The sequence below is a fragment of the Paraburkholderia ginsengisoli NBRC 100965 genome, from assembly GCF_000739735.1.
Taxonomy (GTDB): Bacteria; Pseudomonadota; Gammaproteobacteria; order Burkholderiales; family Burkholderiaceae; genus Paraburkholderia; species Paraburkholderia ginsengisoli.
On the sequence record NZ_BBJF01000005.1, the window covers coordinates 346,154 to 360,667 of the forward strand.

The 14,514-nt window shown below is 63.6% G+C and carries 12 protein-coding genes; 10 read left to right on the forward strand and 2 right to left on the reverse strand.

Annotation, left to right across the window (positions count from 1 at the left end; all coding sequences use genetic code 11):
• Positions 1-171 precede the first annotated feature (171 nt).
• Positions 172-1,470: a citrate synthase gene (gene gltA / locus BGI01S_RS10815; RefSeq protein WP_042325141.1), complete on the forward strand. Its 1,299-nt coding sequence runs from the start codon at positions 172-174 to the stop codon at positions 1,468-1,470.
• A 257-nt stretch (positions 1,471-1,727) separates the two neighbouring features.
• On the forward strand, positions 1,728-4,010 hold the full coding sequence (locus tag BGI01S_RS10820) for an amylo-alpha-1,6-glucosidase (protein WP_042325143.1): 2,283 nt from the start codon (positions 1,728-1,730) through the stop codon (positions 4,008-4,010).
• Between the two features lie 203 nt (positions 4,011-4,213).
• Here the strand turns inward: BGI01S_RS10820 and BGI01S_RS10825 are convergent, their stop codons facing one another.
• Positions 4,214-4,633, reverse strand: coding sequence for an SRPBCC family protein (locus BGI01S_RS10825; RefSeq protein WP_042325145.1), 420 nt, complete (start codon positions 4,631-4,633; stop codon positions 4,214-4,216).
• 1 nt (position 4,634) lies between these two features.
• Entirely contained in the window at positions 4,635-5,657 is a 1,023-nt protein-coding gene (locus tag BGI01S_RS10830) for an aldo/keto reductase (RefSeq protein WP_042325147.1), read from the reverse strand.
• Between the two features lie 98 nt (positions 5,658-5,755).
• Here BGI01S_RS10830 and BGI01S_RS10835 point away from each other — a divergent pair, with 98 nt between their 5' ends.
• The 8 genes from BGI01S_RS10835 to BGI01S_RS10875 all read left to right on the forward strand — a co-directional run bounded on the left by BGI01S_RS10835 (position 5,756) and on the right by BGI01S_RS10875 (position 14,513).
• The gene (locus tag BGI01S_RS10835) at positions 5,756-6,757 is read left to right on the forward strand and encodes a LysR family transcriptional regulator (RefSeq protein ID WP_084585334.1); all 1,002 of its coding nucleotides are present in this window, start codon (positions 5,756-5,758) and stop codon (positions 6,755-6,757) included.
• Positions 6,758-7,244: 487 nt separating this feature from the next.
• On the forward strand, positions 7,245-8,534 hold the full coding sequence (locus BGI01S_RS10840) for a hypothetical protein (protein WP_174447397.1): 1,290 nt from the start codon (positions 7,245-7,247) through the stop codon (positions 8,532-8,534).
• Between the two features lie 233 nt (positions 8,535-8,767).
• Entirely contained in the window at positions 8,768-9,622 is an 855-nt protein-coding gene (locus BGI01S_RS10845; RefSeq protein ID WP_042325149.1) for a MurR/RpiR family transcriptional regulator, read from the forward strand.
• Between the two features lie 135 nt (positions 9,623-9,757).
• The gene (locus tag BGI01S_RS10850; RefSeq protein WP_174447398.1) at positions 9,758-10,816 is read left to right on the forward strand and encodes a C45 family autoproteolytic acyltransferase/hydolase; all 1,059 of its coding nucleotides are present in this window, start codon (positions 9,758-9,760) and stop codon (positions 10,814-10,816) included.
• A 40-nt stretch (positions 10,817-10,856) separates the two neighbouring features.
• Positions 10,857-12,185: an aspartate aminotransferase family protein gene (locus BGI01S_RS10855; protein ID WP_042325151.1), complete on the forward strand. Its 1,329-nt coding sequence runs from the start codon at positions 10,857-10,859 to the stop codon at positions 12,183-12,185.
• A gap of 35 nt (positions 12,186-12,220) precedes the next feature.
• Positions 12,221-12,775, forward strand: a complete 555-nt coding sequence (locus tag BGI01S_RS10860) for a carboxymuconolactone decarboxylase family protein (protein WP_042325937.1) — start codon at positions 12,221-12,223, stop codon at positions 12,773-12,775.
• A gap of 504 nt (positions 12,776-13,279) precedes the next feature.
• Positions 13,280-13,705: an OsmC family protein gene (locus BGI01S_RS10870; protein ID WP_042325152.1), complete on the forward strand. Its 426-nt coding sequence runs from the start codon at positions 13,280-13,282 to the stop codon at positions 13,703-13,705.
• A 169-nt stretch (positions 13,706-13,874) separates the two neighbouring features.
• A complete protein-coding gene (locus BGI01S_RS10875) occupies positions 13,875-14,513 on the forward strand; it encodes a TetR/AcrR family transcriptional regulator (RefSeq protein ID WP_042325154.1) in 639 nt (212 codons plus the stop codon).
• Position 14,514: the final 1 nt, after the last annotated feature.

The window sequence follows — 14,514 nt, forward strand, 5'->3', positions numbered from 1 at the left end:
GGCAACGAATGTTGCGTGAGCCGAGATGGATTGTTGCGGTCAATCGTCGCAATGAACGATGCTGTGGCCCGTAGAATGCGAGGCGGAGCCTGAGCATGCCCATGCGCCTCGAACAGACGAAGGTCGGGCAAGCCGGCACGTGTGCGATGTGAAAGTATAAGGAACGTGTAGATGAACTCGAAGACACACGCAACGCTGAGCTTTTCCGACAGCGACCAGACGATTGAATTACCGATCTATCAAGGCTCGCTCGGGCCGGACGTGATCGACATTCGCAAGCTTTACGGCCAGACCGGCAAGTTCACGTACGACCCGGGCTTCATGTCGACGGCGGCATGTAACTCGGCGATCACCTATATCGACGGCGACAAAGGCGAACTGCTGTACCGCGGATATCCGATCGACAATCTGGCGCAAAACGCCGACTTCCTCGAAAGCTGTTATCTGCTGCTGAAGGGCGAATTGCCGAATGCGCAGCAGAAAGAAGAGTTCGTTCATACCGTCACGCAGCACACGATGGTGCACGAGCAGATGCACTTCTTCTTCCGCGGTTTCCGTCGCGACGCGCACCCGATGGCGATTCTGGTCGCCGCGGTCGGCGCATTGTCGGCGTTCTATCACGACTCGCTCGACATCAATAACCCGCAGCACCGCGAGGTCTCCGCGATCCGCATGATCGCGAAGCTGCCGACGCTGGTCGCCATGGCGTACAAGTACACGGTGGGCCAGCCGTTCGTTTATCCGAAGAACGACCTGTCGTATAGCGCGAACTTCATGCGCATGATGTTCGCCAATCCGGCGGAAGAGTACGAGGTCAACGACGTGCTGGTGCGCGCGCTCGACCGTATCCTGATTCTGCATGCCGACCATGAGCAGAACGCGTCGACATCGACCGTGCGTCTCGCCGGTTCGTCGGGTGCGAATCCGTTTGCCTGTATCGCAGCGGGTATCGCGTGTCTGTGGGGCCCGGCGCACGGCGGCGCGAACGAAGCCGCGCTGAACATGCTGGAGGAAATCGGCTCGGTCGACAACATTCCTGAGTTCATCGCGAAGGTGAAGGACAAGAACTCGGGCGTGAAGCTGATGGGCTTCGGCCACCGCGTCTACAAGAACTACGATCCGCGCGCAAAGCTGATGCGCGAAACCTGCCACGAAGTGCTGGAAGAACTGGGTCTGCACGACGACCCGTTGTTCAAGCTCGCGATGGCGCTGGAAAAGATCGCACTCGAAGACGACTACTTCGTGTCGCGCAAGCTGTACCCGAATGTCGATTTCTACTCGGGCATCGTGCAGCGCGCACTCGGCATTCCGACCGCCATGTTCACGTGTATCTTCGCGATGGCCCGCACGGTCGGCTGGATTGCGCAGTGGAACGAAATGATCGCCGATCCGGAGCAGAAGATTGGCCGTCCGCGTCAGCTGTTCGTCGGCGAGACGCAGCGCGAAGCCAGGCCGGCAGCGAAGCGTTAATGTGTCGAGGCCGTCGGCAGCCTGTGGCTGCGCGACGGCCTTTTTTGCGCTGGCCCCCTCTGCACGTCCTGTGCCACGGAAAACCGCGCGACACTCACGCAACACCCACGCAACAAACCTGACAAAAAACCGCAACTCCTCCTTGATAAGTTCGTCTCACGCGGACAGACCCTCTACAATCGGAAGCGACTGGCCGGCACCATGCGGCAACCGAATGTGAAACTGAAAGCAGAAGCGAACCCATAGGAGTGACCCTGATGCAGCAGCCAGAAACCCTCGGTGGTGTGTCCCTCTCGGGCGGTGTCGATCACCGCGAAGCCGAGCCGGACGGCGTATTCATCCCGACGGAAAACCTCAATGTCGCGAGCGCCACCCAGCATGTGCTCAAGTCGGGCGACACATTCATCGTCAACGACCCGCTCGGCGATATCACCGGTCATGACGACGGCCTGTTCGTCAACGACACCCGCGTTCTCTCGCAACTGCGCCTGACCTTCGGCGGCCGCGCGCCGTCGCTGCTGTCGGGCAGCGTCAGCAGCGACAACACCTCGTTCACCGCGCATCTGACCAATCGTCCGTTGCCGCCGCTCGGCGGCGACAGCACACCCGAAGGCGTGATCCACGTCGAGCGTGTGCGCGTGCTGTCGGGCACCGTGCTCAACGAGGCCATCGAACTCACTAACTACGGTACGAGTGACGCCGTCGTGCCGCTTTCCATTTCGTTTTCGAGCGACTTTCGCGACATGTTCGAAGTGCGCGGCCTGAGACGCGACAAGCAGGGCCGCATCGAACCGGCGCGCGTCGAGAATCGTGAAGTGCTGCTCGGCTATGTCGGCCTTGACGACGTCGCGCGCAATGTGCAGATCGCATTCGCGCCGGAACCCGACAAGCTGTTCGCCGACCGCGCCGACTACACCGTCAAACTGCCGGCGCAAGCGTGCGTGTCGATTTATCTGTCGGTCGCGGTGCAGGTCGTCGCGGAGTCGGACAAGGCCGCCGCCGACGTCTCGCAGCCGGTGCATGCGTTGAGCGAAAGCCATCTGTCGCAGATCGATGCGGAGCGTCCGCGCGTCGGCCGCGCGGCTGTGCGCGCCGCGCTCGTCGACGCCCACCTCGTGATGCGCGAGCGCCGCCGCGCGACCGCGCGTGTGCGGTCGAGCAATCCGCTCTTCAACGCATGGATCGACCGTTCGTTCGCCGACCTCGGTCTGCTGACCACCGATCTCGCGACCGGCCCGTATCCGTATGCGGGCATTCCGTGGTTCTCGACGCCGTTCGGCCGCGATGCCGTCATCACGTCGTTGCAGACGCTGTGGCTGCAACCGCAACTGGCTGCTGGCGTGCTGCGTTTTCTCGCCGAGCATCAGGCGCGCGAGAATTCGCCGTTTCGCGACGCCGCGCCCGGCAAGATCATGCACGAGATGCGCAAGGGCGAAATGGCCGCCGCCGGCGAAGTGCCGTTCGCGCTGTACTACGGCGGCGTCGACACCACGCCGCTCTTCATCGTGCTGGCCGGCGCGTATGCGGCTCGTACCGGCGACCTCGCGCTGATCGACGAATTGTGGCCCGCGCTGGAGCGCGCCGCGCAGTGGGTCGCGAGCGTGTGCGACAAGAACCGTTATGGCCTGCTCGACTATCAGCGCGAGTCGGACGGCGGCCTTGCGAACCAGGGCTGGAAGGACAGCCACGATTCGGTGTTTCATGCCGACGGCCGCTTCCCCGATGGTCCGATCGCACTCGTCGAAGTGCAGGCGTATGCGAGCGCCGCGTTCGACACGATGGCGCACTTCGCGAAGCTGCGCGGCCTGCGCGAGCCGGCGGAGCAATACAGCGAACGCGCGAAGAAGATCCGTCGAAGTGTCGAAGAGAAGTACTGGATGGAAGAGTCCGGCTTCTACGGCATCGCGCTCGACGGTCACGGCGAACTGTGCCGTGTGATGGCGTCGAATGCGGGCCACCTGCTGGCGTTCGGACTGCCGTCGCGCGAACGTGGCGAAGCGGTGGTGCGCGCGCTCGACTCCACGCTGTTTCACACCGGCTGGGGCGTGCGCACGCTGGCCGCGAGTCAGGCGCGCTTCAACCCGATGGCCTATCACAACGGCTCGGTCTGGCCGCACGACAACGCGTTGTGCGCGCGCGGCCTGTCGCATTACGGCGGCAAGGCGGCGGCGGTGCGGCTGTTGCAGGCGCTGTTCCAGGCGGCGGTCAATTTCGACATGCGTCTGCCCGAGCTGTTCTGCGGTTTTCCGCGACGGCGCGGCGAGCCGCCGACCGCGTATCCGGTCGCCTGCTTGCCGCAAGCGTGGGCGGCGGGTTCGCCGTTCATGATGCTCGAAGCGTGTCTGGGCATCACGATCGACGCCGAGCGACGCGAAGTCGTGATCGAGCAGCCGATGCTGCCGGAGGGTATCGACTGGCTCGAAATCGGCGAGCTTCGGGTTGGGGATTCGTCGGTGTCGATCACGTTCCGCCGTATTGGCGACAAGGTGGTGGCGTCTGCGGCCGAGCAGGGCGATGTGCGGGTGGTGGCGTTGCTTTAGGAACAGGCATGCGCTAAAAGCCCGGTGGTTCGCTACCACCGATTTTGGATAGCACCACGAAGAAAGACCGCCCGCCGGGCGGTCCTTCTTTTGCAGCGACAACCAGGCATTCACGCCGCGATCTTCGGACTACGATGGAATCGCGAAAGACGCGCTGTCTCCCTGCCAGGCTGGCCGCAAAGCTAACCTTTAAAACCGGGCTGCTATGCGGACGCCAGCGTCTCCTTCAATGCCGCGAGCCCGCCCGCGTAGATGCCTTGGAAAAGCTGGGTCACTTCCTCGTCGCTCACGCCGACCGGCGTAAAGTTGCCGGACCACGTCACGACGGATGACGCGTTGCCGCCCGCGTCGTTCACGCTGAGCGTGGCCAGATAGTCCTTCGCGGGGAACGGTGCGTCCACGATCGAGTAGCTGTACGAGCGCGCTTTCTCGTCGAACGCTTCCAGACGCTCGACGATCGTATGTCCGTCGGCGGTCTTCAGAGTCCGCACGCGGCCGCCTTCGCTCAGCTCGCTATGAGGGATGAACGGGAGCCAGTCCGGCAGCGAGTTGAATCCTCCAATCAACTGCCAGACCTGGCTGGCGCTCGCGGGGACTTCGATGGAAGCAGAGGTACTCGGCATTTCACACTCCTACCTGGGTTGAAGGAACGGGTGCATCGGCTGCGATCAATCTGGCTTCGCGCAGTTCGGTCCAGAAGGCGGGCGGGACGGCATCCGACAACGCCGCGAAGTCTTCGGCGATCCGCTCCGGACGGCTCGCGCCCGGAATGACCGCAGCCACTGCCGGGTTGGCCAGCGAGAACTGCAAGGCCGCGGCTTTTACGCTGACGTCGTGGCGTTGCGCGATCGCCTTGATCTGTTCGACCCGCGCGAGGATTTCCGGTGATGCTTTCTGGTATTCGAAGTGCGTGCCGCCGGCCAGCACTCCCGAACTATAAGGCCCGCCGACCACGATATCCACATTCTTGCTGATCGCCGCCGGCATCAGGCGCTGTAGCGCGCGCTCATGGTCGAGCAGGGTGTAGCGGCCCGCCAGAAGAAAGGCATCCGGTTGCGCTTCGCTCAGGTCGAGCGTCAACTCGCAGGGTTCCACGCGATTCACGCCCAGCCCCCATGCCTTGATGACGCCTTCTTCCCGAAGACGCGTCAGCACGCGAAACGCACCCTTGCGCGCGGTTTCGAACTGTGCGAGCCACTCGTCGCCGTAAAAGTCCTGCGCGATGTCGTGCACCCATACGATGTCGATGCGGTCGGTGTTCAGGCGCTTCAGGCTGTCTTCGATCGACCGCAGCGTCGCGTCGGCGCTGTAGTCGTTGACGAGCCTGTTCGGGCGGCCGTGCTCGAACAGGCCGCCTTTCTCGCCGAGGTCGCGTGCCGCCGGTTCCTCGATTTCATCAAGGACGAGACGGCCTACCTTGGTGCTCAACACGTACTCGCCGCGACTGCGCTTGTGTAGCGCGGCGCCCAGGCGGATTTCGGCGAGGCCCGCACCGTAGAACGGGGCCGTGTCGAAAAAGCGCACGCCGTGGTCCCATGCGGCGTCGACCGTCGCCTGGGCTTCCGCCTCGGGGATGTCGCGGTACATGTTGCCCAACGGGGCGGTGCCGAAGCCCAGCTTGCCTTGCAGTCGATTTCTGATGCTCATGATGATCCTTGTTTGGTCACGGTGACGGCAAGTTTAGGGTGGCGTTTCGAGTCCGTCCAGGACATAATTTGTCAATGTTGTGTCTCAGGAGGTCTTAAGTGCTCGATATTCGCCAGCTTCAATATTTCGTGGCCGTCGCGGAAGAGGAGCATGTGGGGCGCGCCGCTGAACGCCTGCACATTTCCCAATCGCCGTTGAGCCGGCAAATCGCGCAACTGGAGGAACGTCTCGGGTTGACGCTGTTCGAGCGTAGCCAGCAGCGGATCCGGCTCACCGCCGACGGCCGCACTTTCCTTGCGGAGACGCGCGCGCTGCTCACGCACGCCACGCGCCTCGAATCGCTAGCGCGCAGACTGGGGCGGGGCGATGAAGGTGGGCTGTGCATCGGCTATCTGGAGAACGCGATGCATTCGGGCGTCCTGTCCGACGCGTTGCGCACGCTTCGGAGTACGCGGCCTTCGGTGCATATCGCGCTCTACAACATGCAGTCGACCGATCAGCTGGAAGGTTTGCGACAGCGAAGCCTGGATATAGCGCTCGTTTGCGAGCCGCCGCTGAAGGACGACCCGGATCTCGACACGGCGCAATTGCTGAGCGATCCGATGTTGCTCGCGCTGCCGGAGTCGCATCCGCTCGCCGCCGCACACGACCTCACCCCCGAGGCGTTAGGCGCGCTCGACTGGATCGCGGTGCTGCAGAAGGAAGGCGCGCTGAAGCACGACAACTTCGTGGCCGCGTGCGCGCGTGCCGGTTTTACGCCGAACATCTCGATGGAGGCGACGGAGCCGCTCACCGCATTGGGGCTGGTTGCCGCCGGCCTCGGTTCGGCGATGATACAAAGCAGCCTGCGTCGCCAGGCGCCCTCGGGTGTCGTGCTTCGGGAAGTGCCGTGGTTTACGTATCGCACGCCGTTGTGGGCTGCGTGGCATAAGGTGAATCTTCGGCCGCTGGTGGCGATATTCCGCGAAGTGCTGCTTGAAAACGCCAGAGTGGCGGCGGGGCGAAATGTCGATGCTAATGCTAACGCGGTCGGCAAGCCTGCGTCTGCGAAAGAGGCGCGGCGAAAAAAGTCGGTAGTGGCGAGTGCCGGGCGAGGGTAAACGAGGCGCGGCAGTATGCGAGCGCTCGTTGAAAAGCGGTAGTCAATTGGCTGACCGATATGCGCCGTGACTGCGTTTGCGGTTGACCCGTCTAATTTTGTGGCTCAGTGGGCAATTAAAAGAAATCGGCTGCTTCTCAGGCTAAATGCTCCCGGCACGCGACAAAGCCGATATCAACGTCGATGAGTGCACACGGATGCGCGCCCACTCGCATAAATACGACATGAAAAGGCGCAAAACGCTGTGGTTCATTTAGTTCGCTTTCTAATGACATCTGTTACGCTAAATCGGCATGTAGCAGGCAATCTGAAGTGATTTGTTAATCCTATATTAGCCATCCGGGTCCGGGCGATTTGCACACGTTGTACATTCGCGGACTCGCGACTGTATGTCGTCTCGGTCAATCGATACGTTTCTAACGAGGCGCTTGTTCCTGAGTTGATCGGGTGTACCCGATTCCTCTGTAACCAGCAGCGCGGAGTACGACATGTTGACAGGATTGAATGCACGATTGCTTGCGATTGGTATCTTCGTAGTACTGACCGGGTGCGGAGGAGGCGGAGGCGGCACGACGGGCGCCGGCAGCGCTGCAGGCGCCGCCGCCAGCTCTCCGGGCGCCGCGAGCTCCCCGGCCGCTGCCAGTACACCGGGCGCCGCCAGTTCGCCGGATGCCGCAAGCGCGCCGGCAGCGGCGACCCCGGCGTCGGGTGCATCGGCCCCCGGCGCGACGACGCCGACGCTGGCCGCCGCGACACCGGTGATCGACGGCACCACGCTCGGCAATGCCTTCTGGCCCGCGGGCTCCACGTCATCGGGTGGGCAAGGTCAAGCGGTGGGCGCGCTCAAATGCGCGCTGCGTAGCAATGCCTACACTTACGCGCATCTGTCCATCTATCAGGATGGACGCCTGCTTGCGCTGCCGGGCAATGTCGGCGTGGTCGAGCCGACCATGGCTGCGCAGACCGGCTGCGCGTATCCGCTGCACACGGTGGATTCAACCGGCAAAATTCACATGGACGCGAGCACTCCCGCGTCGTACACGCTGGGGCAGTTCTTCTCGATCTGGGGGCAAACGCTCACTGCGTCCAACGTCGCCGGCGTGACCGGTTCACCCATCACCGTCTATGTGAACGACGGCGGCAAGCTCACGCAATACACAGGCGATCCTGCGAGCCTCGTGCTTCCCGCGCATGGCGAGGTGACGATTGAAATCGGCACACCGTTGACCCAGATTCCGACGTACGCATGGACCGATCCGCCGCCCTTCGATCCAAACCCGATCACCCTCGTGTACCTCGGTGTAGTAGGGAACAACTTCTGGCCGGTGGGTAACACGGCGACGGGTGGCAAGGGTTCGCCAGTGGACGGTCTGATCTGCGCGCCGAACATGAGCGCGCTGTATCACGTCCATGCACACCTCGCTATTTTCAAGGACGGCCAGTGGCTCGCGATGCCCGCCGATGTCGGCATTCTGCCGCAGTGCGACTATGAAATGCACACGCACGATCAGACCGGCATCATCCATATTGAAACGCCGACTTTCAAAACCTTCACGCTCGGCCAGTTCTTCGATCTCTGGGGGCAACCGCTTAGCAGCACGAACGTGGCGGGCGTGACCGGAGACGTGGTTGCATACATCAACGACAATGGCGACTCGCGCCGCTACATGGGCGATTTGCGCAACATCGAACTGACCTCGCTGCGCGACATCACATTGCAGATCGGCACGCCGCCGATTAGTACGCTCGCCACCTACTCGTGGTACGAGCCGCAGTGATCGCACGGGACACGGCGACGTGCGAACGTCCGCCGTGTTTCCATCTCTCCGGACTGCAGTGAGCCGCGCTGAATGCGAAGGCATTCAGGAATTGCGCGTCCGCGAAACTGTCCGCCATACACGCCGACACAGTGAGATTGCAAGCCGCCATCCGCAGGCGGCCCTGTTGAACGCGCCGTCCCGGGTGGTAACATTTGTTGTCATCCTTATAGACGGCTCGCCCCGACCATCGCATGCCAGACAGTTTCGACCAGCTCGCCGCCCTGATCCGGGCGCGCTTCTCCGAACTGAGTCCGCAGTTCCAGATGGGAGCAGGTTTCCTGCTCGATCATCCCGACGAGGTCGCGGTCTCGTCGATGCGCAAAGTCGCCGAGCGCGCTCAGGTGCAACCCGCTTCGCTGGTGCGCCTGTCGCAGCAACTCGGTTTTCCTGGCTGGAACGAATTGCGCAACCTGTTCGTCGCGCGCGTGCGCACGCGGCCCGAGCCGCTCACGAGCCGCGCGCGTTCGCTGGTCAAATCGAAAGATGCGCTGGCGAACGATCTGCTGATCGCGCAACAGCACAATCTCGACGTCACCGCCGCGCATAACGGTCGCGTGATCGTCGAGGCTGCGCGGCTGTTGCGACGCGCGCCGCACGTGCACGTGGCGGGCTTTCGCTCCTGTTACGCCGTGGCATTCGGCCTCGTGTACGGCTATCGGCTGTTCCGGTCGTCGGTGTCGCTGCTCAACGGCGAGGCCGGCACGCTCGAAATGCAATTGCGTACCGTCGAACGCGACAGCGCGACCATCGTCATCAGCTTCGCGCCGTATTCGGTCGAAGCGGCGCGCGTGGCTGAAGCCGCGCTGGAAAAGGGCAGCAAGCTGATCGCGATCACCGACAGTGCGGTCTCGCCGATCGCGCTGAACGCCGACAAGGTGCTGATTTTTTCGCACGAGAGCCCGTCATTTTTTCCGTCGCTGGTGGCGGCCACCGCGATTGCGGAATCGCTGGTCGCGCATCTGCTCGCACTCGAAGGCGCGGGCGCCGTCGACCAGCTCGCGATTGCCGAGCAATCCTTGCACGCGAAGGGCGCATACGTGCCCTGAGCGCTTCCATCTGAATCGAACGACGCCGGTCTTGCGCGAAGCAGGACCGCTCCATCCGGATCCGTGTCGTCCCGTTTGACAACAAATGTTGTTTTAAAGTATAAATGTGTACCGATTGTTGAATGAGTGCGAGCCGTGACTTCGAAGCAGGGGTTGAGTCTTTTTCAGGTGAGCGGGGAGCCGTATGAGATCGGCTATCGGCTGGGTGAAATCGCGCGGCCGGTGTTCGCTGATTACATGGAGCAGAGCCGCGCGTGGTGTGCGGTACGGCAGTGGCGTGGCGAGCCGTTCGTGCAGGCGCTGCGCGATGCGGCGCGCGCCTATTACCCGGCGCTGATCGCCGAACTCGACGGCATGGCAGCGGGGCTCGGCTGGTCCGCCGAAGATGCGTTTCTGTGGAACTGCCGCGGCGAACTGATTCATCACGCGCCGGATGGCTGCACCACGGTCGCGGCCGTCGAAGGCGCGCGGCGGTTCATCGCGCACAACGAAGACGGCGATCCTTATCTGCGCGCGCGTTGCGCGCTGGTCGATGTTCGACCGAATGGCAAGCCCGGCTTCGTGAGCTTCTATTACCCCGGATCGTTGCCGGGTCACACCTTCGCCGCGAACCGCGCCGGTGTCGCACAGGCGATCAATAATTTGCGCATCCGCGCGCCCCGCGTGGGCGTGCCCCGGATGATCCTCGCGCGCGCCGTGCTCGACGCCGGCTCGCTCGATGAAGCGTTGAACATGCTGCGCGGCGTGCCGGCGGCAAGCGGTTTTCATCACACGCTCGGCGCTGCCGGCGATGCGCGTCTGTTCAGTATCGAAGCGAGCGCGCAGCGCTGTTCCGTGCAAAGCGTGGCGACGCTTACCGGCCACGCGAATCATATGATCCATCCGGGCTGCGAGGCCGAGGCGCAAATCGTCACGGACTCATCGCGCGACCGGCAATTGCGGGTCGATGCGTTGCTGCCGGCGCTCGCGAGCCCATTGCAACCCGCCGCGTTGCTCGACGTGTTGCAGGATCGTGCGCCGTCGGGCTTGCCGATCTATCGCGACGACCCGCTCGACCCCGACGACGAAAACACGCTCGCCACGGCGCTCTTCGAGATCGGCGACGACGGTGTGTCGATGAAGGTTTACCGCCAGGGGCAGTGCGAATTCGATACCTTCATTGTGCGCTCGTCGTCCGGGCCGGGCGCTGCCTGAGGGCACCGCTACCGCCGCTACCACCAGGGAATAGAAAACCATGTCCACCATTTTCCATTGTTCACCGAAGCAATTGCTGCCAGTCGCCGTCGCGGGCGACGGCATCGAAATCATCGACTCCACCGGCAAGCGCTACATCGACGCGTCCGGCGGCGCCGCGGTGTCGTGTCTCGGCCACAGCAATCAGCGGGTGATCGACGCCATCAAACGCCAGGCGCAGCAACTCCCGTACGCGCACACGTCGTTCTTCACCACCGAGCCTGCCGAGGAACTCGCCGCTCGCCTCGTGGCGAGCGCGCCGGCCGGGCTCGAACACGTGTACTTCGTGTCGGGCGGCTCGGAGGCGATCGAGGCGGCGCTGAAACTCGCGCGCCAGTATTTCGTCGAGAAGGGCGAGCCGCAGCGCCGGCATTTCATCGCGCGTCGGCAGAGCTACCACGGCAATACGTTGGGCGCGCTTGCGATCGGCGGCAACGCATGGCGCCGCGAGCCCTTTCTGCCGATCCTGATCGAAGCGCATCACGTGAGCCCGTGTTACGCGTATCGCGAGCAGCACGCCGGCGAAACCGAAGAAGCGTTCGCACAACGTCTCGCCGATGAACTCGAAGAGAAGATCGTCGAACTCGGCGCCGACACGGTCGCGGCGTTCGTCGCGGAAACGGTGGTGGGTGCGACCGCGGGCGCGGTGCCGCCGGTGCGCGAGTACTTCCGCAAGATTCGCGCGGTGTGCGATCGTTACGGGGTCCTGCTGATTCTCGATGAGATCATGTCGGGCATGGGTCGCACCGGTTTCCTGTACGCATGCGAAGAGGATGGCGTTGCGCCGGATCTGCTGACCGTCGCGAAGGGGCTCGGCGCCGGCTATCAGCCGATCGGCGCGACGCTGGTGAGCGACCGGATCTACCAGACGATCGTCGGCGGCTCGGGCTTCTTTCAGCATGGCCATACGTACATCGGCCACGCGACCGCGTGCGCGGCGGCGCTCGAAGTGCAGCGCGTGATCGAAGAAGACCAACTGTTATCGAACGTGCGGGCGCGCGGCGAGCAGTTACGCGGTGCGCTGCGCGAGCATTACGCGCGGCATCCGCATGTCGGCGACGTGCGCGGGCGCGGGCTGTTCGTCGGGGTCGAACTGGTCGGCGACTGCGCGAGCAAAATACCGTTCGACGCCGGGCTGAAACTGCACGCGGCGATCCGGCGTGAAGCGTTCGCGCGTGGACTGATGGTGTATCCGATGGGCGGTACCGTCGACGGCAAGATCGGCGATCATGTGCTGCTGGCGCCGCCGTTCATCTGCACCGAGCGCGACATCGACGAGATCGTCAGCCGGCTCACCGACGCGATCGACGGCGCGTTGTCCGCCGTCTGAACTTTGCAACCACGCCGCCACCTGCGAGAACCATGATGACCGAGCGTTTGCCTCACTTCGACCTGTCCGCCGCCACGCCCGAACAGAAAGCCGTGCTGGACGAAATTCTGTCCGGCCCGCGCGGCAATCTGAACGGGCCGTTTCTCGGCTGGATTCATAGCCCGGAATTGGCACAGCAGGCGCAACGCCTGGGCGCGTTTTGCCGCTATCGGACCGGCTTGCCACTGCGTCTGTCGGAGCTGGCGATTCTGGTGACCGCGGCACGCTGGCAGGCGCAGGCCGAGTGGTATATCCACTATCCGATTGCGCTCGAGGCGGGCGTGGCCGAAGCGGATGCCGAGGCGATCCGTCAGGGCCGCCGCCCGAATTTCGCCGATGCCGACGACGCGCTGATTCACGACTTCGCGAGCGAGCTCTATGACACGAAGCGGGTGCCGGACGCGCTGTATGCGCAGGCGGTCGACCGCTTCGGGCATCAGATGGTGATCAACCTGGTGGGCCTGCTCGGCTACTACGCATTGGTGGCGATGACGCTGAACGTGTTCGGCATGCGGGCGCTCGGGCAGGAAAGTCTGCCGTTCGCCGAGTAGCGGACCGGGGCGATAGCGCACGCTTCGTCCCACACGCAATGCACAAAAGAAGCGCCCCAGTTGCGAACTTCGCAACTGGGGCGCTTCCGTCTACCGCTGCGACATCACCTGCATTTCACAGCTTACTGCTGCCGACCGCGCGGCTCTGCGGCTTACTGCCCGCGATAGATCGAAAACAGACGCTGCTGCACCGTGGAGGGCGCACCCGCTGCCGACGAGCCCCCCATCGCGCCGCTGACGTCCTGCGAACCTTCCATTGACGCAAGCGTGGATCGTCACGACGCCGGCACGCGGAAGCGCCTATGATGAGGTTCGGTCCACGCCCGCGCCTGCAGCGCCGCGCGACATGCCCCAGGACGTTCCCTACGGGACGCCGTGAAAGGAAGCCTCCGAGCAGGAGGCTCGCGACCGATGCCTGAACCGCGAACATCCGGGCGAGACCGTCGCGGCGGGCATCATCTTCGGTCGGGACGCGCGCGAAGCAGGGCACAACAGGAGAGAGCAATGAAGCGCAAGGCATCAGCAGTCTGGCAAGGCGGCCTGCAAGACGGTAAAGGCTCGATTTCCACCGACAGCGGCGTCCTCAAGGAGACCCAATACTCGTTTTCGACGCGCTTCGCCGATGGCATCGGCACGAATCCGGAAGAGCTGATTGCGGCTGCGCACGCGGGTTGTTTCTCGATGGCGTTGTCGGCGGAACTGGGCAAGGCCGGCATCACACCCGAGCGCATCGGCACGACCGCGACCGTCACGCTCGACAAGGACGGCGGTGGCTTCTCGATCACCGCCGTGCATCTCGACGTGGCCGTGAAAATTCCGGGTGGCGACAAAGCCGCGTTCGACAAGGCCACCGCGGACGCGAAGGCGGGTTGTCCGGTCTCCAAGGTCCTGAACGCGACGATCACGATGGATGCAAAGCTGGAAACCTGAGTTCGCACCGTTTCAAGGCGGTCGTCACGCGATGAAGCCGGCGAGAGGGAGTGGGAACCTCTCGCCGGCTTTTTTGCACGCCGTCTGGCGTTGATGGGTGATCCCCGTCGCCGATGCCTACGAAAACCCGTCCTTGATTTGTTGAACGGTTGGTCATAATATCCAACCTATGAAGCAATCAGGCCATCCGAAGCAATCCGCGAAAAAAGCCGGCGACGTGTGTTCGCGCGGCCGGCCTCGCGAGTTCGACACGAACACGGTGCTGACGAGCGCAAGCCAGGTTTTCTGGAACCACGGCTACCATGCGACGTCGATCGACGACCTGTGCAAAGCCACCGGCCTGTTGCGCGGCAGCCTGTACGGCGTCTTTGGCGACAAGCACGGCATCATGCTCGCCGCGCTCGATCACTACGCGGAAGGCTCCGTGGCGCGACTCGCCGAGCGGCTGAACGCGCCGGTGCCGCCGGAAGAAGCGCTGCGCAACGCGCTGCTGCATTACGCGCGGGTCGCGTGCGCGCTGACCGGCGAGCGCAGCTGCTTCATCACCAACACCACGCTCGAGATGCAGCCGGGCGACGAAGAACTGCGCACCCGCGTCGCCGCGATCCAGCGCCGCATGGCGACGTTGCTGGCGGCGTCGGTTATCCGCGGCCAGGCGAGCGGCGCGTTCAATTCGACGCTCGACGAAAAAGCCGTCGGCGATTTCCTGCTGTGCGTGATGCAAGGTCTGCGAGTATTGGGGCGGGTCGCCCACAAGGAAGACGCGCTAAGCGGAATAGTGGACGTCGCGATGCGCGCGCTCGTCTAAT